Annotated in this window: 23 protein-coding genes; 9 read left to right on the top strand and 14 right to left on the bottom strand. The window is 51.1% G+C overall.

Going from position 1 to position 22,492, the window contains the following annotated elements:
- Window positions 1–122: 122 nt before the first annotated feature.
- The 4 genes from SJI19_RS17625 to SJI19_RS17610 form a co-directional block, all read right to left on the bottom strand.
- Window positions 123–1,253 carry a glycosyltransferase family 4 protein gene (locus SJI19_RS17625; protein ID WP_323479577.1) on the bottom strand — a complete coding sequence of 377 codons (1,131 nt, stop codon included), beginning with the start codon at window positions 1,251–1,253 and terminating at the stop codon, window positions 123–125.
- Window positions 1,250–2,326, bottom strand: a complete 1,077-nt coding sequence (gene rfaQ / locus SJI19_RS17620; RefSeq protein ID WP_323479576.1) for a putative lipopolysaccharide heptosyltransferase III — start codon at window positions 2,324–2,326, stop codon at window positions 1,250–1,252. Before rfaQ ends, SJI19_RS17625 begins: the two co-directional genes overlap by 4 nt.
- 65 nt (window positions 2,327–2,391) lie before the next feature.
- Complete coding sequence (locus SJI19_RS17615) at window positions 2,392–3,378, bottom strand: glycosyltransferase (protein WP_323479575.1); 987 nt, start codon at window positions 3,376–3,378, stop codon at window positions 2,392–2,394.
- A gap of 143 nt (window positions 3,379–3,521) precedes the next feature.
- On the bottom strand, window positions 3,522–4,619 hold the full coding sequence (locus SJI19_RS17610; RefSeq protein ID WP_323479574.1) for a glycosyltransferase: 1,098 nt from the start codon (window positions 4,617–4,619) through the stop codon (window positions 3,522–3,524).
- A 218-nt stretch (window positions 4,620–4,837) separates the two neighbouring features.
- Here SJI19_RS17610 and SJI19_RS17605 point away from each other — a divergent pair, with 218 nt between their 5' ends.
- Window positions 4,838–5,791, top strand: coding sequence for a deacetylase (locus SJI19_RS17605; RefSeq protein ID WP_323479573.1), 954 nt, complete (start codon window positions 4,838–4,840; stop codon window positions 5,789–5,791).
- A 10-nt stretch (window positions 5,792–5,801) separates the two neighbouring features.
- Window positions 5,802–6,893, top strand: coding sequence for a glycosyltransferase family 9 protein (locus tag SJI19_RS17600; RefSeq protein ID WP_323479572.1), 1,092 nt, complete (start codon window positions 5,802–5,804; stop codon window positions 6,891–6,893).
- A 177-nt stretch (window positions 6,894–7,070) separates the two neighbouring features.
- Here the strand turns inward: SJI19_RS17600 and SJI19_RS17595 are convergent, their stop codons facing one another.
- From SJI19_RS17595 to envC, 7 genes are all read right to left on the bottom strand, one after another.
- Window positions 7,071–7,859: an O-antigen ligase family protein gene (locus tag SJI19_RS17595; protein WP_323479645.1), complete on the bottom strand. Its 789-nt coding sequence runs from the start codon at window positions 7,857–7,859 to the stop codon at window positions 7,071–7,073.
- 373 nt (window positions 7,860–8,232) lie between these two features.
- Entirely contained in the window at window positions 8,233–9,132 is a 900-nt protein-coding gene (locus SJI19_RS17590) for a sugar glycosyltransferase (protein ID WP_323479571.1), read from the bottom strand.
- Between the two features lie 3 nt (window positions 9,133–9,135).
- On the bottom strand, window positions 9,136–10,107 hold the full coding sequence (gene rfaC, locus SJI19_RS17585; protein ID WP_416347563.1) for a lipopolysaccharide heptosyltransferase RfaC: 972 nt from the start codon (window positions 10,105–10,107) through the stop codon (window positions 9,136–9,138).
- Complete coding sequence (gene rfaF / locus SJI19_RS17580; protein ID WP_323479570.1) at window positions 10,107–11,156, bottom strand: ADP-heptose--LPS heptosyltransferase RfaF; 1,050 nt, start codon at window positions 11,154–11,156, stop codon at window positions 10,107–10,109. Before rfaF ends, rfaC begins: the two co-directional genes overlap by 1 nt.
- A 27-nt stretch (window positions 11,157–11,183) precedes the next feature.
- Window positions 11,184–12,116 carry an ADP-glyceromanno-heptose 6-epimerase gene (rfaD, locus tag SJI19_RS17575; RefSeq protein WP_323479569.1) on the bottom strand — a complete coding sequence of 311 codons (933 nt, stop codon included), beginning with the start codon at window positions 12,114–12,116 and terminating at the stop codon, window positions 11,184–11,186.
- Window positions 12,117–12,330: 214 nt separating this feature from the next.
- The gene (locus SJI19_RS17570) at window positions 12,331–13,320 is read right to left on the bottom strand and encodes a divergent polysaccharide deacetylase family protein (RefSeq protein ID WP_416347562.1); all 990 of its coding nucleotides are present in this window, start codon (window positions 13,318–13,320) and stop codon (window positions 12,331–12,333) included.
- Between the two features lie 13 nt (window positions 13,321–13,333).
- Window positions 13,334–14,632: a murein hydrolase activator EnvC gene (gene envC / locus SJI19_RS17565; protein WP_416347561.1), complete on the bottom strand. Its 1,299-nt coding sequence runs from the start codon at window positions 14,630–14,632 to the stop codon at window positions 13,334–13,336.
- Between the two features lie 239 nt (window positions 14,633–14,871).
- On the opposite strand from envC, the gene SJI19_RS17560 reads away from it, so the two are divergent.
- The 5 genes from SJI19_RS17560 to cysE are packed head-to-tail and all read left to right on the top strand — an operon-like array spanning window position 14,872 to window position 18,063.
- Window positions 14,872–15,303 (top strand): rhodanese-like domain-containing protein, encoded by a 432-nt coding sequence (locus SJI19_RS17560; RefSeq protein ID WP_323479568.1) that lies wholly within the window; start codon window positions 14,872–14,874, stop codon window positions 15,301–15,303.
- A 24-nt stretch (window positions 15,304–15,327) separates the two neighbouring features.
- On the top strand, window positions 15,328–15,579 hold the full coding sequence (grxC, locus tag SJI19_RS17555) for a glutaredoxin 3 (RefSeq protein ID WP_323479567.1): 252 nt from the start codon (window positions 15,328–15,330) through the stop codon (window positions 15,577–15,579).
- Window positions 15,580–15,637: 58 nt separating this feature from the next.
- A complete protein-coding gene (secB, locus tag SJI19_RS17550) occupies window positions 15,638–16,108 on the top strand; it encodes a protein-export chaperone SecB (protein ID WP_323479566.1) in 471 nt (156 codons plus the stop codon).
- Window positions 16,109–16,110: 2 nt separating this feature from the next.
- A complete protein-coding gene (gpsA, locus tag SJI19_RS17545; RefSeq protein WP_323479565.1) occupies window positions 16,111–17,202 on the top strand; it encodes an NAD(P)H-dependent glycerol-3-phosphate dehydrogenase in 1,092 nt (363 codons plus the stop codon).
- Between the two features lie 45 nt (window positions 17,203–17,247).
- Entirely contained in the window at window positions 17,248–18,063 is an 816-nt protein-coding gene (gene cysE / locus SJI19_RS17540; protein ID WP_323479564.1) for a serine O-acetyltransferase, read from the top strand.
- 39 nt (window positions 18,064–18,102) lie between these two features.
- Here the strand turns inward: cysE and trmL are convergent, their stop codons facing one another.
- From trmL to cpxR, 3 genes are all read right to left on the bottom strand, one after another.
- Window positions 18,103–18,570 carry a tRNA (uridine(34)/cytosine(34)/5-carboxymethylaminomethyluridine(34)-2'-O)-methyltransferase TrmL gene (gene trmL, locus SJI19_RS17535; RefSeq protein ID WP_323479563.1) on the bottom strand — a complete coding sequence of 156 codons (468 nt, stop codon included), beginning with the start codon at window positions 18,568–18,570 and terminating at the stop codon, window positions 18,103–18,105.
- Between the two features lie 73 nt (window positions 18,571–18,643).
- A complete protein-coding gene (gene cpxA / locus SJI19_RS17530) occupies window positions 18,644–20,041 on the bottom strand; it encodes an envelope stress sensor histidine kinase CpxA (RefSeq protein ID WP_323479562.1) in 1,398 nt (465 codons plus the stop codon).
- A complete protein-coding gene (cpxR, locus tag SJI19_RS17525; protein WP_323479561.1) occupies window positions 20,038–20,736 on the bottom strand; it encodes an envelope stress response regulator transcription factor CpxR in 699 nt (232 codons plus the stop codon). Before cpxR ends, cpxA begins: the two co-directional genes overlap by 4 nt.
- Window positions 20,737–20,885: 149 nt before the next feature.
- Here cpxR and cpxP point away from each other — a divergent pair, with 149 nt between their 5' ends.
- Both cpxP and tssL read left to right on the top strand, forming a co-directional pair.
- A complete protein-coding gene (cpxP, locus tag SJI19_RS17520; RefSeq protein ID WP_416347560.1) occupies window positions 20,886–21,347 on the top strand; it encodes a cell-envelope stress modulator CpxP in 462 nt (153 codons plus the stop codon).
- A gap of 218 nt (window positions 21,348–21,565) precedes the next feature.
- On the top strand, window positions 21,566–22,246 hold the full coding sequence (gene tssL, locus SJI19_RS17515) for a type VI secretion system protein TssL, short form (RefSeq protein ID WP_323479560.1): 681 nt from the start codon (window positions 21,566–21,568) through the stop codon (window positions 22,244–22,246).
- Window positions 22,247–22,492: the final 246 nt, after the last annotated feature.

Raw genomic sequence — 22,492 nt, 5'->3', positions numbered from 1 at the left:
AGCTACAGTAAGGCACCGCTTCAGGCGTGCTGAGTTAATTATCAAACAAATTATTAAGATCGCACTTTAATGCGCGTATATGCTAACAGATAAGTGAAATTCCCACAGTAGTAATGGTGCCTTTATCCGGGTAACAGCTGTTGGTAAAGCTGGATTAACTGTTCAGACAAACGGGCTGGAGTACATTGCTCAACGCGCTGACGGGCTGCAATTCCTCTTTTGGGGTCCAGGGAAAGTGGTCGGATGGCGCCAGCGAATTGTTCCAGCATGTTAATGTCCAAGGCATCACAGACAAAACCCTGCTGGTCCTGTTCAATAAACTCCGCACCGCCGCAGCTGTGGCTGGTGATCACCGGCAGGCCGCACGCCATGGCTTCCAATATCACATTGGGAAAAGGATCGTATAGGGTCGGCAAGATCAACGCGTCCGCTGCATGATAAAACGGCAAAACATTTTTTTGCATGCCCGCAAAACGCACCCGTGATAAGCAACCTAAACTTTGTGCCAAAGCGCGATACTTATCATGCTGTTTGTCCTGCCCGACAATAATCAGATAGCGATCCGTGGCGGCCACGGCGGTAATGGCTGCCTTAAGCCCCTTACGCTCAAAGCCCGAGCCGACATAGATCAACGCACAGGATTCATCAGGAATCGATAACTGCCTACGGCCCTGCCTGCGCTGATCCGGCGTGGCGGGATAAAAACCTACCGAGTCTATAGCGTTATAAATCAATGCAAATTTGTCTTCCGGTACCTGGTAACAACGCATAATGTCGTGTTTTACCATCAGCGAATTACAAATGATTTTTTTTAATGCTGGGGAATGGAACATCTGTTTTTCAGCGTCAAGCACATAACGATGATAACGACTCAGGGGTGTCAACCATCGTTGGTAGGCCGGTATAATTCGCGCCCGCTGTTCCAGCCAGACCTTATGAACGCCATCGCCGGCGCGGAATATGTCGCAACCGGCGATGCGTTCGTGGCTTTGCACCAGATCAAAGCGCTCCTGCTGCCAGCAATGCCGGGCCGCATGGGCGAAACCACGTTCGCGGGAGACCCGTCCCCATTTCATCGGATTGCAGATATGCACATGCCAATCCGGGCGGGATTCGCCAGACCACTGGCGGGTAATGATGTTCAACTCCAGCGCATGATTATCCAATGCTTCCAGCGCCCGCGAAATAAAGCGTTCCGCGCCGCCATCGGGTCGATATTTTTGGCGCACTATCGCCAGTCTGGTGTTTTTCATGCCAAATACCCCCTGGCGGCCTGCAGCACCGCATCCACCGGTATGGCGCTCAGATAACGCTGCGGGGTTGAGGTATCTATGTCGTCCGGCGGTGGAAGTTCGGCAAAATTGCCTGCCCAGATAACCGTGCTGTTTTCACTCCAGGGCCGCCAGAAGGTCAGCTTGGTGGGTCCAAACAGCGCAACGCAAGGGGTGTTGAGCGCCGCAGCCATATGCATGGGCGCCGAATCGACGCCGATAAACAGCCGGGCATGATCGATAACCGCTGCCAGTTGTGTCAAGGTCAGTTCTCCCGCCAGGGAGACCACCCGGGGATTGTGGCACAGCGCCAGAATCTTCCCGATCATGTCACGCTCGTGTTTATCCGGCGCGGCGGTGAGGACAATGGGTAAATTCTGTTCTTGCAACGCATCGATCAGTTCGGCCATCTTTTCATCATCCCAGCATTTATAATTCCAGCGGGAAGTGGGCTGGATAACCAGGTAATCGCCGGTAATCCCTCGCGATGCCAGCACAGTCTGCCGGTGGGTATCATCGGCGGCAGGATAATACATGGAGGTGCGGCTGTCGACGTGGGCAATGTCCAGGGGCGCCAGAATACTGAGATTTTGTTCGACGGTATGCAACCGGCCGTGGTTTTCGGTGGAAACCAACCGGTTATGTGCTTTGTGCCAGAAAAAAGAGCGCCGTTTTGGGTAATCAAAGCCGATACGCAACGTCGCCCCGCTGAGATAGGTGATTATTGCGCTGCGCCACTGGTCGGCCAAGTTGATTACGATATCGTAATGTCGCGAACGCAGGGTTTTTATCAGCGCGGTTTCTTGTTGGAGTTGATGTCCGATGCCCTGTTTTTTCCACGATCGATCGATCACATGAATTTGCGCGAGCGCGGGATGATAACGCACGATAGCCTCGGTTTCCTTGTACAGCAGTATATCGATTCCGGCATCGGGATATTGCCGATGCAACGTATTGATAACCGGCGTGGTCAGCAACATATCGCCGTGATGGCGAAGCTTAATCAGGAGAATTCGTTTGATGGGGGTCGGTAATACGTCATGAGATATAGGCATGTTGTCGCTGACCTGAGAAAAACCAGTGTTGATTTTAGGTCAAGACCGGGCGCGAGAGAAGCGGATTATCTTGGCTTACGCCAGGCGTATATTCTGACAAGCCATAATAACAGCTGATACCACTGTTGTATTCCACGAGCATTGCGGATCATGCGCTTATGCGTTCCGCTGGCGAAAATATCCTTGAGTATAAGCTGCTTGGCCACCGGATTCGGCTCGCGGCGCACCGCATGGCAAATGGATAATGCCTCATGGGTCACCTGGAACGAAAATTCAGGATATATTTTCACCTTATCCCGGTACCGCTGGTTGATGTCTTCCAGTAATTCGGCAATACGGATGTAATGGCGCTGATATTCGACATTTTTCATACCGATTCGTTTTTGATTACTGATGGACCGGTCATGGACATAATAGCGGTAAAGCACGTCCTGTGTGTACTTTACCCGGCGGGCGTTAAACATCAATTCCGTGGTCCAGGGAATATCCTGGTGATGTAAGCCCGGTACAAACTGCAGGTTAAGCTGTTTTATCAATGAAAGACGATAGATACCCAGCCAGACCACGTGCAGGTAGCGTCTGGTGGCCAGGGCCTTATGCAGCCAGGTCGGCCCGTCGAGTACACCGGTGGAGGTCAGCCGGTCGAGGGGGATCAGCGTTTTGACTTCATCCCGGCCAAGAAAATAACGTTCGGCATTGCCTTGCGCCACATCAAGCTGGTCCTGCTGTGCCATGGTCACTAGTGTTTGGTACATTTCGGGATAAAGCCGGTCGTCCGCATCGGGAAAGGTGACATATTCGCCCCGGGCAATGGCCAGCCCGGCATTGCGCGCCCGTGAAACGCCGCCATTGGGTTGGTTGATGATGATAATGTTTTCATAGCACTCGGCATATTGCCGCGCAAGCGCATCGGACCCGTCGGTAGATCCGTCATTGACAATAATGATTTCAACATTTTTAAGGGATTGTGCCACTAATGACCGCATAAAATCATCAAACATCAGACCGGCGTTATACAGCGGTACAATAACGCTGAGTTGCAGTTTCGGCATGTTGGTATTTAACATTTTGCAATATTTATCTCTGGCATCACCAGCTATCCAAGTTGAAACTTGTTAAAATCATACTGAATAATTACATAAACTGTTGATCCTCGAGTGCCGAATTTCCGGATAGCCAACGGACGTACTGTCATTTAGCGCTCGGCCAAAGCGGCATATTTGCGGCTGATGGCGGCAATATCGTAGATTTCCAGCATCTGGGGAACGATATGGGGCGGATTTTCAAAAATTGTAAGGATTTTTTCAGATAAGGATTCATCACTCATTTCGGCCAGGCCGCGGGCTAACTCCCCGGTTAAAATTTCGGCTGGCCCGCCGGGACACCGGGTACTCACTACCGGCGTTTGGCAAATCAGCGCTTCGACCAATACATTACCGAACCCCTCGCTGTCAGAGCTGAGAATAAGCAGGCGCGCATGTTTGATATAGGGGTAGGGATTTGCGGTAAAACCCTTGAATATCACTCGATCGGCAATGTCCAGTTCCCTGGCCAGGGCTGTTAAGGCAGCCAGTTCCGTGTCGCTACCCTGGCCCATGATCATGAGCGGTGTCTTGATACCGGTACGGGCGTAACTTCTCAGGAGCCGGTCATGGCGTTTGTGGGGGTGCAACCGGCCCACATGGATAAGGTATTCCTGTCCCGCCATATCGCAGGGTTCGGCCGCCATGTGGAGAATGTTGCCGATATCGAACGGATTATTGATTACCGCCGATTTGGCCGGCGTCACGTCGAATTCACCGGTCATATCCTCCAATACCGCGCGCGAAACGGCAGTGATATTGCGATGGCGATAAACCCGGCCGATTTTGTAGCGTTTGAACCAGCGGGAGAACCCCCGGCGATGGCCAAGATAGGAGGGGGAAAACATGCCGTGCAGGCAAAACCATACTCTCCCGGGGTCAAGCGCCCGGCTGCGCGCCACGATGCGGTCGGTTTTATGCAGGTGGGATATGACCAAATCGAATTTTCCGTCCTGATCCTCGGCCTCGATAACGGCCGAATCAAGTTTTTTAGCCCGGCGGCCCAGCTCGGACAGCTTGCGCCAGGGAACACGGCACGTATCGGCGACAACCTGGTAATGGATACCCGCGGGAAGGGTATAGTCGCAAACGGAGCGTAATGAAAACAGCGAAAGCCGATGGCCGTCTGCAATCATTCCCTGCGCGATCGTCAATAAGACTTTCTCCGCCCCGCCCCCCGGCAATCCGTCGATGATCATTAATACACGCATGCGTTATCCCAATGCCTTGCCTGAGTTGTTTTAAGACGCGATCGTACCCGAACACAGCGACAAAATCCTGCGGGTTTTCATCGTCGGTCCTATTTAACAATGAACATTTTACCGATGTGTCTGCTCTAATGATCAACCGGGCGTGTTAATTTCGGCATTTGCCCTCTTGGCATCGGCAGCGTAACATACCGAACTCTGATTTCCATGGATTTTTTCAAATGAATCAACCCGCGTTTATTATTACGATTGATACGGAAGGCGATAATCTTTGGCACAATCATGAGCAAATTTTAACGCTAAATGCGCGTTTTCTTCCGCGTTTTCAGCTGTTGTGCGAAAAATTTGGTTTCAAGCCGGTCTATCTCACCAATTATGAAATGGCGGTAGATAACGTCTATGTGGAATTCGCCAAGGATGTTATCACTCGCGCCCAGGGGGAAGTGGGCATGCATCTTCATGCCTGGAACAGCCCGCCGCTGTTTGATTTAACCGGCGATGACGGACGGCATAAGCCTTACCTGATTGATTACCCTGATGAGCTGATCATCGCCAAGGTGAAGGCGCAGACGCAGTTGCTGGAAGATACATTCCAAACCAAAATGCTCAGTCATCGCGCCGGGCGATGGGCGCTCAATGAATTTTATGTAAACGTATTGATTGAAAACGGCTATCGTGTCGACTGTTCTGTTACGCCGCGGGTTGATTGGCGTCGTTCTCCGGGTGCACCGAAAGGCCAAGGGGGGACGAACTATATTGATTTTCCCGATCAGGCCTATTTCATTAATCCGGAAAATATAGCCTTCGCCGGTGACTCCCCGTTGCTTGAAGTGCCGATGAGTACCCGCTACAAACATCCCGGCTGGGTGAATACCGCCAAGAGCCTTTATGACAGTCTGAGAGGCAAAAGCCGTACCCCGTCGGTGCATTGGCTGCGTCCGCATGGCGGTAACGTGGCAAACATGCAACGGGTAGTGGATACCATGCTGGCGCGGGGAAGCGATTATGTGGAATTCATGCTGCATTCATCCGAACTGATGCCCGGTGGCAGCCCGACGTTTACTGATGAAGACGCGATTGAACAGTTATATGCGGATCTGGAACAGCTATTTGAAGGCTTAAAAGGACGTGTCGTTGGCATGACATTGGCTGATTTTTATCAAAAAAAGACATGAGCCGTGCGAAATGAAGAAAAAGAAAACTTACTTGATACATATTTTTCTCACTATTTATAATAAATTTTTTGGCCAATTTAAAGATACCAAAACATTAAGCGCCGCTTCAGAATTCAATAGTATTGTTATTATGTCTACCACCGCATTAGGAGACCTATTATTCAATACTCCAGCCATTGATGCGCTGCGCAAACGTTATCCTTCAGCCCATATCACACTGGTTTCAAGCTATAAAAACCGTGTTTTGGTGGAGGGTAGCCATTATTTCGATGAAATAATATATTGGGATAATAAGATAAGGAATGCTTATGGCGTCATTAAAAAACTACGCCAATATAAACCACAGCTTACCGTGATACTCCATTCGCATATGCCCTATGATGTTCTGATCGCTGTGATGGCGGGCAGTCATTATGTTGTGCGTGACAGCTATGCGACAGACTCCCGGGTGATGAACTCCTGGCTGGCGGCCTATTCGGGAAAATTCAACGGGCATATTATTGTTCGCAAGCTGGCGTTACTGAAAATCCTGGGTTGTGACACCGATGATGTGCGCATGCGTATTCCGGTGGATTTTGAACGCCAGGGAAAACATCCGCGCCAAATCAATATCGGTTTTCAGATGGGCGCCTCGGAGACCATACGGCAATGGCCTGTTTATCGTTTTGCCGAGCTGGCCCGTGCCATATTGACGCTTGACTCGGCGGAGAAACAATACTGCATCATCCTCATAGGCAGCGGCAAGGAAACGCCTCTGGTTGAGGCGTTCATGGCGTTGCTGACCGCCGATGAAAAACAGCATGTTATCTCGTTGGCAGGCAAAACCAATCTGAAGCAACTACTGTCGGCCATTGCCGGTTTGGATATATTGGTGACCGGCGATACTGGGCCATTGCATATTGCGGTCGCGCTGGAGGTTAAAACGGTAAGTCTGTTTGCAACGGCCAATCCTCATCATACCGGACCTTTGCAATCACCGGAGCTACATAAGATTATCTATACCCGGGAACGATTGGATACCGGCGGTACGGCGCCGCAGGATTTTCCGCTGGCCATTATTACGGCGGATGAGGTTTTTACCGAAATTAAAAAGCTTTCTTGACGCGCCGGACTCCCGATACCCGTCATACTGCAAATCGCAATCGCATTACCCGGCCCCACCATTCACCCCAGGAGCGTACGTGTGTAATCTCCAGGGGTTTATTGGGTTGCTGCCTCACTGAAACTCGAATTCTTCAGGTTAGATTCGCCGGGCCAATAAGCAGTTGAGCATCTTTTTTCAACGGATCTTTCTAACCGGCGGGCTGAGGATAATCGCCAGGGGAAACCAGAACAAATACCATGTCACACCGGGATTGCCGATGACAAACATACCCTGGGTGGTAAAGAAAAAAATCATGAATAAATAGAGTGAGGCTTCAAATCCCTGCCCATTGGACAAATGCTTTTTCGCGATGCTTAGGCCATAGGCCAGAACCGCAGCCAGCAGGAGCAATCCGATGATGCCGCCCTTCAGCAGGGTGGACAGATAGAGGCTGTGGGTTGTCGTGACATGTTCATTGATGCTGCTGACAAAACTCAGCTCTTTATCAAATCCCCAACCTAAGAACGGGTGTATTTTCACCATGTCCAGGGTATGGATCCAAATGCCTAGGCGAATGAAACTTTGCTGATAGGCGCTCTCGAATCGGTATAATAAAACATATTCGAAATTCATCATCATGATAAACGAAGCTAGCATAACGATAAACATAAGGAAGATAATAATATGGTGTTTTCGTAATGCGGGTTTAATTAATAATAGCGGTAAAAGTGATACGATGAATGAGAGCAACGGTCCCCGGCTTTGCGTAAGCATAAGTCCGAGAAAGAAAAAAGGGATTGGTAGATAGAACCACTTGTTTTTTGTGTCCCTGATCAATATCAGACACAAAAAAATACCAATACAAAAATAACCTGCCAGATCAATAACATTGGATGGGGCGGCAAAAAAAGAGGAATCCAATCTGTTGGTAAGAAGGGTATGTTTATCGACGAAGTAAAACGTTAAAAACAGCAGCACCAGCATGCCGGCTAATGTGAAGAGCAACACTTGTTTTTTTTTACCGGTTAAACAGGCTTGTCGGTAAATAAATAGAAAGGCCAGCAGGTACGTGGAATGAGTTATACAAGAGGTAAAATCTTTTGGCGTACTCGACCACAGCGTACTTATACAAAAATAAAGAAGAAATACCGCGGTGATAACAAATCCTTTTTTAAATACCGTATCATTAAGGAAACTGTTCACCAAATTTTTATTGTCGGTAAAAAAAGTTATTATCAGCAAGATCAGGGATAAGTGGTATAGATTATTAACCCTGGTGTAATCGCAAAATATCGCGCTAAAAAATAAAAACAACTGGAAGAAAAAAATATAATTTTTTTCTGAAAATTGTTTAATCCTAATGGATGTCATCATAATTGACCTTTTCAAATATATCATTACCCAATGCACTGTGTGTGGAAAGGTTTTTAACAATAATGCCTTTTTTCTTCAATACCTGGCTGGCATGCCTAAACGCGGGTTCTATCAGATTGGCGAATTTTTCATCGAGGAAGCAGGGCAGTTTATTTTTCTCGTTCTCGTAAAAACGTGGCTGATTGAAATTATTCATATCCAGGCCGGCGATATACACCGTTTGAAAGCCAAGAAACGCCACAATTTGCAATGCCCAGTAGACCACGGTGCCGGCATCAAAAATTCCGGTGCGGATATCATGATTAAAGGCAATATGTTTATGGTCAGGGCATATTGAGACTTCCCTAGCATTGCAATAAGTGTCCCATATACTACCCGGCATCACTTTACGTTTATATATTTTATAACAGGCGTCTTCAATGATCACCACCTGGCATTTTATTTTTGATGAGCTGAAGGCATTGATGACTTTCACAATACCATGCAGGGTGGTAAACAGCGTGATCTCGGGGTTGGATATGACGCCTTGCACAACGTCTATCTTCTTGTCGATAAAGGTCATATCAACGATGACATAGAATTGGAAATTTATTTTTCCCTGCAGGGCATAAGCGCCATTGACTCCGATGACCGGCATGGGGGGAAAGCGTGAAAAATCCATATCATTAATGGACGGACCCGTAGCGGTGATCAGAATCCTCCCGGAATAACGCTCCTGCAAGGATGAGATCTTTTGCATCTTTATCGATTCGCCTCGGTAGCGCAGCGACGTTATCTCACCACTGTGCGCACGGTTTATTTTTACATACGGCCAAAGGTTCTCGTTATGCCGGTAGTCCCGTGGGCGAGTGTACCGATAGATTTGCTTAAAAAATGTACTCATCGTTCACTCATTATTGTCAAGCAATTTTGCAATAGTAGCGGGTTTGATATCTTTCATGTCTTTGCTCCCGGCCGGTGCAGTCACAAAAATCTGGTTTTTACCATAGCTGCCAATCAGCCTGGGGTCGGTGGGACCATAGAGCACGATATTGGGACGGTCCAATGCGGCGGTCAGATGACTTAAACCGGTATCGACCGACACCACCGCTTTTGCGCTGGCTAGCACCTGTGCAACCTCACTGAGAGTCAGTTTTGGCAGTACGTTAACAAAGGGAAAATTTTCTGAAAGTCGTACCGCGCGCTGAAATTCCGGCTGGGAACCCCAGGGTAATTTGATCTTCAGGCCACTGGCGGCCATGAGTTCGATCAATTCACGCCAGTGCGATTCCGGCCAGTGTTTTTCAGCCCGGGTGGTGGCATGGAGAAATACCAGGTATGGCGCGGCAGCAGGCTGGTCCGCCGGCAGGCGGAAATGCGACGCGATGGCATAATTACCTTTCCCCGGCGGGACGTCATAACCCAGACTGACGGCAAAGAGCTGGCGAATGCGCTCCACCGCATGCTGATTGCGGGCGATGGCGTGACGCTGATTGTAAAACCAGCTGGCGAACGGCTCGCGGGCGCTTTTACCGTCCAGGCCGTGTTTTTCTCCCTTGGCGACGCGGGTGACCAAGGCTGCACTTTTAATCAGCCCCTGGGCATCAATGATCTTGTCATATTGTCGGTGCCGCAGATCTTTTTTAAAATCGCAGCGTTCCTGGCGGGCAATATTCCCGAACCAGTTTTTCCGCCAGCGCCTGATGGCCACCGGGATCACCTGATCCACCGCCGGATGCCAGGAGGGGATTTGCGCAAAATTTTCTTCCACCACCCAGTCGAAACGGATGCCGGGTATGGCGCTCATGGCATCGGTGAGGGCGGGCAGGGTATGCAGCACATCTCCCATAGACGAGGTTTTGACGATTAACACCCGCATCAATGCTCCTTACCGGCAGCAAGGAGGTCATCGAGTTCACTCATGACCCTTTCGGGTTGAATATCGATCAAACTCTGATGATAACCCTGGCTATCGTCCCCTTTGCGGATGCGTTGATAGCCGCTGATCACGCGGATGACACGGGCCTGGTGGGAGAGCGGTGGGGTGAAATCGGGGCTACTTGGGCCATATAATGCGACCAGTGGGCGCCCCAGTGCGGCGGCAATGTGCATCAGTCCAGAGTCGTTACTGACAATAGCCTGACAGGTGGCAATCAGTACCACTGCCTGTTCCAAGGTGGTCTGGCCCGCCAGGTTGCGGCAATGTTCGTGGGCGAAGGGCGGCAGCATGGCACAAATATCGTCGCCCGCCGAGCGATCGTTGGCAGAACCGAATAGCACGATCTGATAGCCACGGGCAATTGCGGTTTCCGCCAGGGCGGCATAGTGATAATGGGGCCAGCGTTTGGCCGGTCCAAATTCCGCGCCGGGGCAAAATCCCAGGGTTGGCCTGCCGGTCCCAAGACCAAAGCTGTCTCTGGCGGTCAGGATTTCATCCTGTGCAACCTGCAAACGCGGCCAAAGTAATGGCTGTGGTAAATCGCCGGCGTCATGGATATCCGTGCGATCGTATGCCAGAGCCACATAACGCTGCACCATCAAAGGAAACGCTTTTTTATCCAACACCCTGAGATCGTTTAGCAGGCCATAGCGCATTTCACCTCGCCAGCCGGTACGTTTACCGATACCGGCAAAAAAAGGCACCAAAGCGGATTTAAAGGAGTTTGGCAATACCAGGGCTTGAGTGTAACCTTGGTTTTTCAGCGTGAGGCCAAGCCGCCGGCGCTCCATTAACGCCAAAGCGCCATGGCCGAGCGGCATGGACAAGGCGTGCCTGACTTCAGGCATACGATTCAATAATGGACGACACCAGGCCGGTGCCATCACGTCAATGTCGGCATCGGGATGAAGTGACATCACCGTGCGATAGACACTTTGTGACATCATCATGTCACCAACCCATGACGGCCCGATAACCAGTATTTTCATACGACGAGTATCTTTCCTTGCACGAATTTAACGATTGCGGTTCAACCAAGCCAGGTAGTTCGCCACGCCTTCGGCTACCGTTTTAAACGGTTTATCGTAACCCGCGGCCCGTAGCGCAGTCAGGTCGGCTTGGGTATAGGCTTGGTAACGACCTTTCAGTTTTTCAGGGAAATCAATATATTCAATCTGACCTTTCTTATGAAAGTCCAATACCGCATCTGCTACTGCCTGGAAAGATTCCGCCCGGCCAGTACCACAGTTGAATATACCGGAGGTACTGTTTTTCCAGAACCATATATTGACCGCGGCAACGTCTTCAACGTAGATAAAATCGCGTTTAAAACCTTCGCTTCCGGAGAACAGCTTCGGATTTTCACCGGCGTTGATCTGATTGTTCAGATGAAAGGCGACGCTGGCCATGCTGGCTTTATGACCTTCATGCGGGCCATAAACATTGAAATAGCGAAAGCCGCAGACCTGGGATTCAACTTTCGGCAAAATGCTACGAACATACTGATCAAACAAAAACTTAGAGTACCCATATACATTTAACGGCTGTTCGTATTGACGCTGTTCAATAAAGTTTTCGGTCCTGCCGCCATAGGTGGCCGCAGAAGATGCGTATAGGAAGGGGATGGAACGTTCCAGACAGAAATGCAGTAATTCCTTGGAGTACTGATAGTTATTATCCATCATATACTTGCCGTCCCACTCGGTGGTGGAGGAACAGGCCCCTTCATGGAATACCGCTTCGATATCGCCGAAATCATCCCCGGCGACGATGCTGGCGATAAAGTCCTCTTTATCCATATAATCAGTGATATTCAGATCCACTAGATTAATGAATTTAGTCCCGTTTTTGAGGTTATCCACCACCAGGATATCGCTGTACCCAAGCTTATTAAGCGACTTAACAATGTTACTGCCGATAAATCCAGCCCCACCGGTGACGACGATCATGGGTTACCCTTGTTCAACTTGATGGAGTCGGCACTGCGCCTGCTCCTGATACTCATATCATAGCATTTCCTCCGTGGCCTTAATATCTATGCGATCAAGATGCCACGGCGCTATCGTTAAAAGGTTTGAACTGGCGACAATTTAAGCCAAATTCTTATCTTTATCAGTAAGACATATCCCCTTGCCGCTAGCGTGGCTGCGGCTAATGCACAACTCACCGTTTTATCGTTTGTGTGGGCACAATGAGGGTCGAGACAACCGCAGGAATCGAATTTTTCACGATCGATACACTTAAACAGCTCCAGCATACGGTGGGTGGCAGCCTTATCCCCACAGTATTATTCAGACTCGAGAAAATCACCGTGAACATTGCATTCGCATATACCGGTGGCGGTAACTGATGCGCCAGGCATAAAGGAACGCCTCTAAACGGATTACGCGGACGGTTGGGCTGCGGTGACGACTCGGGGGCAGAGCGATCGGCTTCGTGTAGCAATGTGCTGGGGGCAACCAATACGATATCCGTAGGTAATGTCAGCAACATTTGCTGCAAGACCCTCACGGTATTGGGATGCGGATGGCCGATGGCTATCGCTGAGCCATTACGCCGGGCCAACGCGACGGCACGGTTGAACTGCCGTCTGATATCCGCTTCGTTGCTGGTATTGTCCAGAAAAACGTTACGTTTAATCACGTTGATGCCGGTGCCACGAGCCGCCTGGGTTGATTGGCTATTGCCGATGGTCATGCTATCAAGGAAATAGAAGGGATACTGCTTGAGCACCTGCATGACATGGTACATGCCCTGCGCACTGGAGGTCATGGCGCTACCCATATGGTTATTCAATCCTACCGCGAAAGGCACTTTATTCACGGCGTCACGGATAATTCGCGCAATCTCCTCTTGGCTCATATCGGGGCGCAACGTGTCACGTTCCAGTGGTTGTTTACTCAATGGCGCCATGGGTAAGTGGATTAACACTTCCCGTCCTTGTTGGTGGGCTTTGGTGGCCATCTCCCTGGCGTGGGGCGCATTGGGCAATATCGCAATCGATATGGCGGTGGGCAGGGCCAGAATCTGTTGCTCTTCATGGGGGCGGTAACCGATATCGTCGATGACGATAGCCAACCTGCCTGCTTTTGCGCCGGCCGAGAGCATAAGCAGGCTGAAGAGTATCGCGGCGTTGAATTTTATCCTGAGCAAACCATCTTCCTAGTTATCTTCCTAGCCAAGGTACAGGGTTCACCGCTTGGCCTTGGCGGCGAATTTCGAAATACAATGATGGGGTGCCTTGACCGCCGCTGCTGCCGACCAGCGCGATGGGCTGTCCGGCTCTCACTTGGGTACCCACGCTGACTAACGCGCTCTGGTTATAGCCGTAAAGACTCATGTCGCCCTTGCCATGCTCAATGACCACGACCAAGCCGTAGCCTTGCAGCCAGTCTGCCATTAATACTCGACCATCGGCAATGGCTTTTACCTCACTGCCTTCGGCTGCGGCAATAACCAACCCTTTCCAGCGTAGCTCACCTTGCAGCGGTTCGCCAAAACGATGAAGAGTGCGGCCTCTTACCGGCCAAATATATTGGCCAGCCGGCCTACCCAAACCGCCGGTACGTGAGACCAATGCGCGTTCACTGGGGGATGTTTTATAGGTCGAACCTTGCCGTTTGGCCTGCTCTTGGCGATCCTTTACCCGCTGAGCTTCCCGCGCTTCTTTTTCAGCCTGCGCTTTGGCCTCGCGTTCGGCCCGGGCGATTTTATCGCGCAGCCGCGATTCATTTTGCCGCAGTTCGCTGAGATTTTGCTGATCTTGCAAAATCGAGGAATCAAGCGATGTTAGGGTTTTTTTACGTGCCAGTTGAGCGCTTTCCAGCGTGTTTTGTTGCGCATGTTGCTGTTCAAGCAAGGAGGTTTGCCGTAATTGCTGTTGTTGTAGATCTTTTCGCTGATCCGCCAGTTGTGTCTTAGTGGCCCCAAGTTCCTTGATGTTTTTTTCGCGGGCTTCATTCAGATAGCTGAAATAAGCGAAAATTCGCGCGTTACGTTGGCTTTCCTCGCCGCTCAAAATGAGCTGCAGGCCGCTATTACGCCCCTGGCGAAACGCGGCGTCGAGCTGTTGGGCCAATAACTTTTGCTGTGCGGCCAAACGCGACTCCAACTGCTTGATGGATTGGGTGAGGCGCGTGATATTTTTATCCAGGTCGGCAAGCGTCTCCTGGGTTTCATGCAGAGCCCGGCTGGAGTGGGAAATTGAAATTTCCTGCTGTTTAAGCAACGCCAACAGCCTGCTGCGCTGCTGTTGCTGCTGGTGGACACTTTTCTCCTTTTCGGCAATACTTTGCTGCAGGGTTTTCAGTTGCTGTTGATTATCAGCAGCCTGGCCGGAAAATGGCAATAGTATTACGCCTGCGTAAATCATGCCGGCGCAAAAAACCTGCTTTAACGGGGATAGTCGGCGATGATGGCCATTTTCCCTGATATGCGATTTGTTTAACAATGCCTTTCCCTTCATTGGCCTGATTATTCCACGATGAACAGCAGCTTACCAGTCATCTATGGCGGATCTCTACCTGCAAATCCCTTTGGAATGGGTCATCTCACTTGATAAAGGTCACGTTTTTTAGCGACATGACGCGCATTGACGGTAGTTTCTTCTTTCCGGTCATGTATATTGGCTGAATTTGCTGTAATGCGAGGGTATACTCGAAGGCTTTGAAACGTGGCAACAACTAACGGGAGCTTTTACACCCCATGCAAGAAATTACGCAGTTCGTCAGCGCTCACCCCATGCTATCCCTAGCGTGGGTCGCTTTATTGATCGCGGTCATCGTCACAACGTTCAAAAGTCGCTTTTCCAAGGTTAATGAAGTGTCTCGCGGCGAAGCTATCCGTTTGATCAACAAGGAAGACGCGGTGATAGTTGATGTGCGCAATCGGGATGACTACCGTAAAGGGCATATTGCCAACGCGCTTAACCTAACGTCGTCGGAAATTAAAAACGGCAGTTTAGGTGAATTAGACAAAGCCAAGACCAAACCCGTGATCGTCGTCTGCGCCAATGGTACCACGTCGCGCGAGCCCGCCGAAAAATTGAATAAAGCCGGTTTTGATCAGGTTTATTTCCTAAAAGAGGGTATCTCCGGCTGGAGTGGAGAAAATTTACCTCTCGTTCGGGGTAAATAATTGATTATCTGAAGAGGGGGAACCATGGCCAATATCGAAGTTTACACCAAACAAACATGTTCATATTGCCATCGTGCCAAAGCATTGCTCACCCGGAAAAAAGCCGTATTCCAGGAAATACCCATCGATGGGGATACGGACAAACGGGAAGAAATGATAAAACGCAGTGGGCGAACCACGGTTCCCCAGATTTTCATCGACGGACAGCATGTGGGTGGCTGTGATGATTTACACGCGCTAGATGCGCGCGGTGGCCTGGACCCCCTGCTTAAATAGGCTGGGACAAGACATCGCGCCCGGGCGCATGCGGTTAATTAATCAAAGGGTTTTTTTAATGTCTGAACAAAACAGTACCGAGATGGCGTTCCAAATCCAGCGGATCTATACCAAGGACGTCTCGTTTGAAGCGCCGAACGCGCCAAAGGTTTTCCAACTGGAATGGCAACCTGAAATCAAATTGGATTTGGACACCGCATCCAGCCAGTTGGCGGAAGATATTTATGAAGTGGTGTTGCGTGTGACCGTGACCGCCTTATTGGGCGAGGAAACTGCATTTTTGTGTGAAGTCCAGCAAGCGGGAATTTTCACGGTGTCCGGCATTGACGGTGCCCAGATGGCACACTGCCTGGGTGCTTATTGCCCGAACATTCTGTTCCCTTACGCACGGGAATGCATTACCAGCCAGGTTTCACGCGGTACATTCCCGCAGCTGAATCTGGCGCCGGTCAATTTTGACGCCTTGTTTATGAACTATCTGCAACAGCAGACTGATGGCGAAGAAAGCCAACCGGTTCAGGAAGCCTGATAATGCAACCTAGTGCCCCCATAGAGAGTGCCCCCATAGAGGGTGCCCCCATAGAGAGTGGTCCCCAAGATCATGCCCACTCGAACCAAGCTTCCATGGTGGTCATCGGTGCTGGCTCCTATGGTACGGCTCTGGCCATCACCCTGGCCCGTAATGGTCATCAGGTGGTGTTGTGGGGGCACGACGGCGAGCATATTCACGCTTTGCAGCGCGCACGGTGCAACCAGGCGTTTTTGCCCGACGTCCCTTTTCCCCCGTCGTTGCGCCTGGAGGCCGATTTACCCCAGGCCCTTGCTGCGGGCCGCAATGTGCTGATCGTGGTTCCAAGCCATGTTTTTGGTAGCGTGCTATCCCAATTGAAACCTCACCTGCGGACCGACGCGCGGATCGTGTGGGCGACCAAAGGGCTGGAGGCGGAAACCGGCCGGCTGTTGGGGGATGTGGCTCGTGAAGTGCTGGGTATTGGTATTCCTTTGGCCGTGATTTCCGGGCCGACGTTCGCCCGCGAGCTGGCCGCCGGTTTACCCACTGCCATCGCGTTGGCGGCAACCGATGCCCGCTTTTCCGCCGATCTACAACGATTGCTGCACTGTGGCAAAAGTTTTCGTGTTTACAGTAACCCCGATTTTATCGGTGTTCAGCTTGGTGGTGCGGTGAAAAATGTTATCGCCATCGGCGCCGGAATGTCGGATGGCATGGGGTTTGGTGCCAACGCCCGCACCGCACTGATTACCCGTGGTCTGGCGGAGATGTCCCGCTTAGGCGCCGCTCTGGGCGCGGATGCCAGTACGTTTATGGGCATGGCGGGGTTGGGCGATCTGGTATTAACCTGCACTGATAATCAATCCCGCAACCGGCGTTTTGGTATGCTGCTGGGGCAGGGTATTGACGTTATTTCCGCCCAGGATACGATCGGTCAAGTGGTGGAAGGATACCGCAATACCAAAGAAGTATTAGCGCTGGCTGGGCGTTTCGGCGTCGAAATGCCGATCACCGAGCAAATATATGAGGTGCTGTACCAGAACAAAAATGCCGGTGAAGCAGCCAGAAGCTTGCTTGGACGCGCACAAAAAGACGAAAAAACCGGCATTTGACACGATGTGGTGTGATCAGCAATCAACCCTTGGAAGGTAGTGAGTATGTCGAAAGAAGAATTGGAATGGGTGTGGAATAACATTAAGGCCGAGGCAAGATTGCTGGCGGATTGTGAACCCATGCTGGCCAGTTTTTTCCATGCAACGCTACTTAAGCATGAAAACCTGGGTAGCGCGTTGAGCTACATGCTGGCCAACAAACTCGCCAATCCGATCATGCCCGCCATTGCCATTCGTGAAATCGTCGAAGAGGCCTACAGTGCAGATGAACAGATGATTATCTCCGCTGCCAGGGATATTCACGCTGTGCGCCTGCGCGACCCGGCCGTGGATAAGTACTCGACGCCGCTGCTGTATCTAAAAGGGTTTCACGCATTGCAGGCCTACCGCATTGGTCATTGGTTATGGGGCCAGGATCGTAAAGCCATGGCGATTTATTTTCAGAACCAAATTTCGGTGTCCTTTGGGGTGGATATCCATCCGGCTGCCAATATCGGCTGCGGTATTATGCTCGATCACGCCACGGGTATCGTCATCGGTGAAACTGCTGTTGTGGAAAACGACGTCTCTATTCTTCAGTCGGTAACACTTGGCGGTACGGGCAAAACCTGTGGTGATCGCCACCCAAAAATACGCGAGGGCGTGATGATTGGCGCTGGCGCCACCATTTTAGGCAATATCGACGTTGGGCGCGGGGCTAAAATCGGCGCGGGTTCCGTCGTACTGCAGTCAGTACCAGCCCATACCACCGCCGCTGGCGTACCCGCTAGAATTGTCGGCCGGCCAGAAAGCGACACGCCGTCTATGGATATGAACCAGCTGTTTGGTGACCATGGTTTTGAATATGGTGACGGTATCTGAGTCCTGGTACTAGGGTGCCATGATGGAAGGTCGCTTAACCTAGATTCGCGCCCCTGCGTAGTTCAACTGCCGCCAGACTTCATACACCACCACGGATACGGCATTGGACAGATTCATGCTGCGACTGCCGGTTTGCATGGGTATGCGAATCTTGTGGTCTGGCGCCAGAGTATCCAAAATGGCGGAAGGCAGACCGCGCGTTTCCGGGCCGAACAGCAGATAATCTTCCTGTCGATAAGCCACCTCGCTATGAGCTGGCGTGCCTTTTGTGGTCAATGCAAATATTCTTTCTGGCGTCTCCTGAGCCAAAAACGTCTCATAGTCATGGTGATGTTTTATATCGGCGAACTCATGGTAGTCCAGACCGGCGCGGCGCAAGCGCTTATCATCCCAGGTGAAACCCAGTGGCTCGATAAGATGTAGCTGGAAACCGGTATTCGCGCACAGGCGAATAATATTGCCGGTGTTCGGCGGGATTTCCGGTTCAAATAAAACGATATGTAGCATGATGCCCCCTTGACGAGGGCGAAGGATAACAAAAAAGCCGACGCCGCGCCGCAACTCTGCGCGATCGTGGGTGTTAACTTTTCGGTTTGGTATCAATCGATCGGCGATGTTGCAAGGGTAACCATATCAATAAGCGTAGGCCCCCAAGCGGGCTATCTTCCGCTTTGACCCAGCCTTGGTGCTGTTCTACTGCCTTTTCGACAATAGCCAAACCGAGCCCCGAGCCCCCTGACGCACGATCGCGCGCTTCGTCGGTTCGATAGAACGGGCGGAAAATTTGTTCCCGGTCTTCGACGCTAACGCCCGGACCATCATCATCCACGGTGATAGTGATGCCCTGCTGATCGGCGGTGAAGGCAACGGCAATCTGCTCGGTAGAGTAGCGCAGAGCATTGCGCACCACGTTTTCAAGCGCGCTATCCAACGCGGCCGGGTTGCCGACGATGACCCAACCACCCGGTGGCGTGGTAATGCGCAAGGTTTTACCCATCTGCTCGGCTTCAAACTTGGCATCATCGAGCACATCGGACCAAAGCTCGTTAGCTTTGATGATTTCGCGGGTCAGCTCGTTTTTGTGCTGATTACGCGACAAGACCAGTAAATCGTTGATCATGGCGTCCAGTCGCTGTGCTTCGGTCTCAATGCGCGCCAGTTCGTGCCCCTCGCCTTGTTTGCGGCGCATCAGCGCCGTGGCTAATTGCAAGCGGGTTAAGGGGGTGCGTAGCTCATGGGATATGTCAGAAAGCAGACGCTGTTGAGCGTTGACCATTCTTTCCAACGCGCTGACCATCTGGTTAAAACTGACACCGGTGGCTAAAAATTCCTGCGGTCCGGCTTCCAGTTCTGGGTGCTGACGTAGATTGCCCCGGGCGACTTCATCAGCGGCATGCTTAAGTTTACGTGCCGGTTTCGCCAGGCTCCAGGCTAACCAAAGTAACAACGGTATGCTGATTAACATGGTGACGATCAACAGCAGCAGCGGCCGGTCAAACATCAGATTGATGAAGTCCGATTGGGAATTTCCCGCCGGTCGAATTTGATATAACTGATAATTATCATCCCCATCTTTAACCGGAAATGGGCCAACTAATTCAATTCGGCCATATTTTTTCTTTTGTGGGTGATCGGAGTTATCGGACTGGCCAATAAAGTTGCGAATCACCTGCATTTCATTGCGTTGGGCACCGATCACTCGACCCTCGCTGGTGACCAGGATCAGCCGCTGACCGGGAGGCGCCCATTTATCAATCGAGCGAAACAACCGCCGCCACCACATCAGGTCATTGGCCGGATCGCCGGCGAGCTCGGCTTCAACATGCTGTTGCAGCATGATGCCCTGGCGTTGCTCACTGTCGAGTAGCGGCGTGAGCTGGCGTGAATCCAGCTTGGGTACCATCAGTACCAGCATTAATACCAGCGCCAGGGTTAACCAGAAAATGGCAAAAATGCGTGCAGTCAAACTGTTGATCATCCTGCGGATACCATTAAATATCCTCGACCTCTGAGCGTCTTGAACCAGGGATGCCTATCCTTACGCTCCGGCAGTTTGCGCCGCAGGTTGGAGATGTGCATATCTATCGCGCGGTCAAACGGGGTTAAGCGTTTTCCCAGGACTTCCTGGCTCAGATGTTCGCGGGAAACCACTTGGCCAAGATGTTGAGCCAGTAAGTAGAGCAAAGTGAACTCCGTACCGGTAAGTTCCAGCGCAACGCCGTCGAAAGTGGCTTCTTGGCGCCCAGGATTCAGACGCAAGCAGTCGACTTCCAGCGACGGTGTGCCCGGATCGCCATTTTGCTGCTGCTCGGTCCACTGGGAACGGCGTAAAATGGCCCGAATTCGGGCCACCAGTTCACGATCGTTGAAAGGCTTGGGCAGGTAGTCATCCGCGCCCAACTCCAGCCCCAGCACCCGATCCAGCTCACTACCGCGGGCGGTCAGCATAATGACCGGCGTTTGGTGTTGCTGACGCAACTCCTTTAGCGTATCGATACCATTTTTCTTGGGCATCATCACATCAAGCAATAATAAATCTACCGAGCTGTCCAGTGCGTTTAACGCCTGTTCGCCGTCATAGGCCACCAGGACTTCAAACCCTTCCATCTCGAGCAATTCTTTTAACAATGCGGTTAATTCACGGTCGTCATCAACTAAAAGGAGTTTATTCATTTTTATTCACCTCATGACGCAAAATACTTCATCAATCACTACCAATCCATGACTTTACGTAGCTTTACATCCCCTGACGCATGTTTGCAGCAGCGCCAGTAGAATGATTTCATCATCAAGCAGCAAAGAGATAAGCCAAGGGGTTAGGGATGCACAAACTTAACGTTTTAGTCATCGCAGCCGCATTGGCATCCGGGGTGGTTTCCGGTACCGCTGCCGCCGGCGGTCAGACGATAACGAGCGGTCGGCATCATGATGATATCGCAAACGATCTCAGCGATACGCATTACAGCATGTTTGATGGCGTAAGGCTCACTGAGCAACAACGACAGCAAATGCGTGATTTGATGAGTCAGGAGCGCCTTGGAATACCTTATATTAATGTTAGCGAAACGGAACGACTGCATACACTGGTAACAGCCGAAAAATTTGATGAACCGGCTGTTCGGGCGCAAATGGAATTAATCGCGCAACAAGATCTTGTTCGGCAGGTACACATGGCCAAGATACGCAACCAAATGTACAACCTGCTGACGCCAGAGCAAAGACACATTTTAGATGAAAAACATCAGCAGCGCATTGCCGAAATTAAGCTGCGGATGTTGCATTGAACCAAACTTCTCCCCAGAAGCCAGCAGTAAGTAGCATATATCAGTACACCTTTTTTCCTTGCCATAGACACCATCCCTGTCTTCCCCCACCGAAAGGTGGGGTTTTTTTTTGTGCCCCACTTCTGACGTCAACTATCTGAAATTCATTTTAATGATGTTTATCATAGCCTCGCGAGTCGCATGGTAATCTTTTAGTTTTATCCTGGTCAGGTTTATTCATGGACAGTATTGCTGACAATCCCGTTGATCTCATTGATACCCTATTGCAAGACACCTGGCTGTTTGTGCTACAGGTAAAAAATGATCCCTCGGCTTTTGTCAGTGAGGCGACTTACCATCAAGCAATAACCCGGGTCGAGAATGTGCGCACTGCGCTTAATGAGCGTGGCATCGAAGCACGCCATATTGATGCCATCACCTACGCGCAATGCGCCTTACTGGATGAAACCGTACTCACTCGCCTTAATCCTGGAATGCACGGCAAAGACAGTAAAATCAATCTCGCCTGGCATGCGTTACCGCTTCAAGCGCGTTTCTTTTCCACACTTAATGCGGGTACCGAGGTCGTGGAGCGCATTAACGCCCTGCTGCGCGAACCAGCCCCTGACCGGGGGGTGCTGACCTGTTACCAGCGGGTGTTGAGCCTGGGGTTTCATGGACGCTTCAGCGAGAATTCGCCAGAACGCCAGGCCTTGCTGGATTCGCTCAATGCGTTAGTGCCTGCTTTTGAACACCCGCTGCCGACCCCCATCATGGTGCATTATCGCCCACACGCGCGGAATACCTTGCTGCATTCCCGTGTGCTATGGATCGTACTATCCGTGCTGGTGACCGTGGGTTTATTCGTTGGATTGCAGCTCTCGCTGCAGCAGTTATTGCCATTGGCCCTGCCGGGGTAAATGTGGCGTTCAACAACATCCGGCTGCGCAGGTTTGGTGCGCCGGTTGACACTAATTCCGGCTGCGCAGGTTTGGTGCGCCGTTGACACTAATTCCGGCTGCGCAGGTTTGGTGCGCCGGGTGACACTGATGACCTGATGCGCCTGTGGGATTAACGGCGATGGGCGGTAGCATGCCGCTTTTTCAGGTCAGTGAATATTGGTTTTATGACAAGGATATCACTATGACCATGTTGCCACCGGTACT

The organism is Acerihabitans sp. TG2 (assembly GCF_035013185.1).
Taxonomy (GTDB): domain Bacteria; phylum Pseudomonadota; class Gammaproteobacteria; order Enterobacterales; family Enterobacteriaceae; genus Acerihabitans.
This window is presented reverse-complemented; position numbering and strand designations above follow the sequence as displayed.

Coding starts and splice junctions, on each gene's coding strand:
- tssL (WP_323479560.1), top strand. CDS start 21,566: ATGGACAGTATTGCTGACAATCCCGTTGATCTCATTGATACCCTATTG.
- cysE (WP_323479564.1), top strand. CDS start 17,248: ATGTCGAAAGAAGAATTGGAATGGGTGTGGAATAACATTAAGGCCGAG.
- cpxR (WP_323479561.1), bottom strand. CDS start 20,736: ATGAATAAACTCCTTTTAGTTGATGACGACCGTGAATTAACCGCATTG.
- rfaQ (WP_323479576.1), bottom strand. CDS start 2,326: ATGCCTATATCTCATGACGTATTACCGACCCCCATCAAACGAATTCTC.
- gpsA (WP_323479565.1), top strand. CDS start 16,111: ATGCAACCTAGTGCCCCCATAGAGAGTGCCCCCATAGAGGGTGCCCCC.
- SJI19_RS17605 (WP_323479573.1), top strand. CDS start 4,838: ATGAATCAACCCGCGTTTATTATTACGATTGATACGGAAGGCGATAAT.
- SJI19_RS17610 (WP_323479574.1), bottom strand. CDS start 4,619: ATGCGTGTATTAATGATCATCGACGGATTGCCGGGGGGCGGGGCGGAG.
- SJI19_RS17625 (WP_323479577.1), bottom strand. CDS start 1,253: ATGAAAAACACCAGACTGGCGATAGTGCGCCAAAAATATCGACCCGAT.
- rfaD (WP_323479569.1), bottom strand. CDS start 12,116: ATGATCGTCGTCACCGGTGGGGCTGGATTTATCGGCAGTAACATTGTT.
- envC (WP_416347561.1), bottom strand. CDS start 14,632: ATGAAGGGAAAGGCATTGTTAAACAAATCGCATATCAGGGAAAATGGC.
- trmL (WP_323479563.1), bottom strand. CDS start 18,570: ATGCTACATATCGTTTTATTTGAACCGGAAATCCCGCCGAACACCGGC.
- SJI19_RS17560 (WP_323479568.1), top strand. CDS start 14,872: ATGCAAGAAATTACGCAGTTCGTCAGCGCTCACCCCATGCTATCCCTA.
- SJI19_RS17600 (WP_323479572.1), top strand. CDS start 5,802: ATGAAGAAAAAGAAAACTTACTTGATACATATTTTTCTCACTATTTAT.
- rfaF (WP_323479570.1), bottom strand. CDS start 11,156: ATGAAAATACTGGTTATCGGGCCGTCATGGGTTGGTGACATGATGATG.
- secB (WP_323479566.1), top strand. CDS start 15,638: ATGTCTGAACAAAACAGTACCGAGATGGCGTTCCAAATCCAGCGGATC.
- SJI19_RS17615 (WP_323479575.1), bottom strand. CDS start 3,378: ATGCCGAAACTGCAACTCAGCGTTATTGTACCGCTGTATAACGCCGGT.
- cpxP (WP_416347560.1), top strand. CDS start 20,886: ATGCACAAACTTAACGTTTTAGTCATCGCAGCCGCATTGGCATCCGGG.
- SJI19_RS17595 (WP_323479645.1), bottom strand. CDS start 7,859: ATGCTGGTGCTGCTGTTTTTAACGTTTTACTTCGTCGATAAACATACC.
- rfaC (WP_416347563.1), bottom strand. CDS start 10,107: ATGCGGGTGTTAATCGTCAAAACCTCGTCTATGGGAGATGTGCTGCAT.
- grxC (WP_323479567.1), top strand. CDS start 15,328: ATGGCCAATATCGAAGTTTACACCAAACAAACATGTTCATATTGCCAT.
- SJI19_RS17590 (WP_323479571.1), bottom strand. CDS start 9,132: ATGAGTACATTTTTTAAGCAAATCTATCGGTACACTCGCCCACGGGAC.
- cpxA (WP_323479562.1), bottom strand. CDS start 20,041: ATGATCAACAGTTTGACTGCACGCATTTTTGCCATTTTCTGGTTAACC.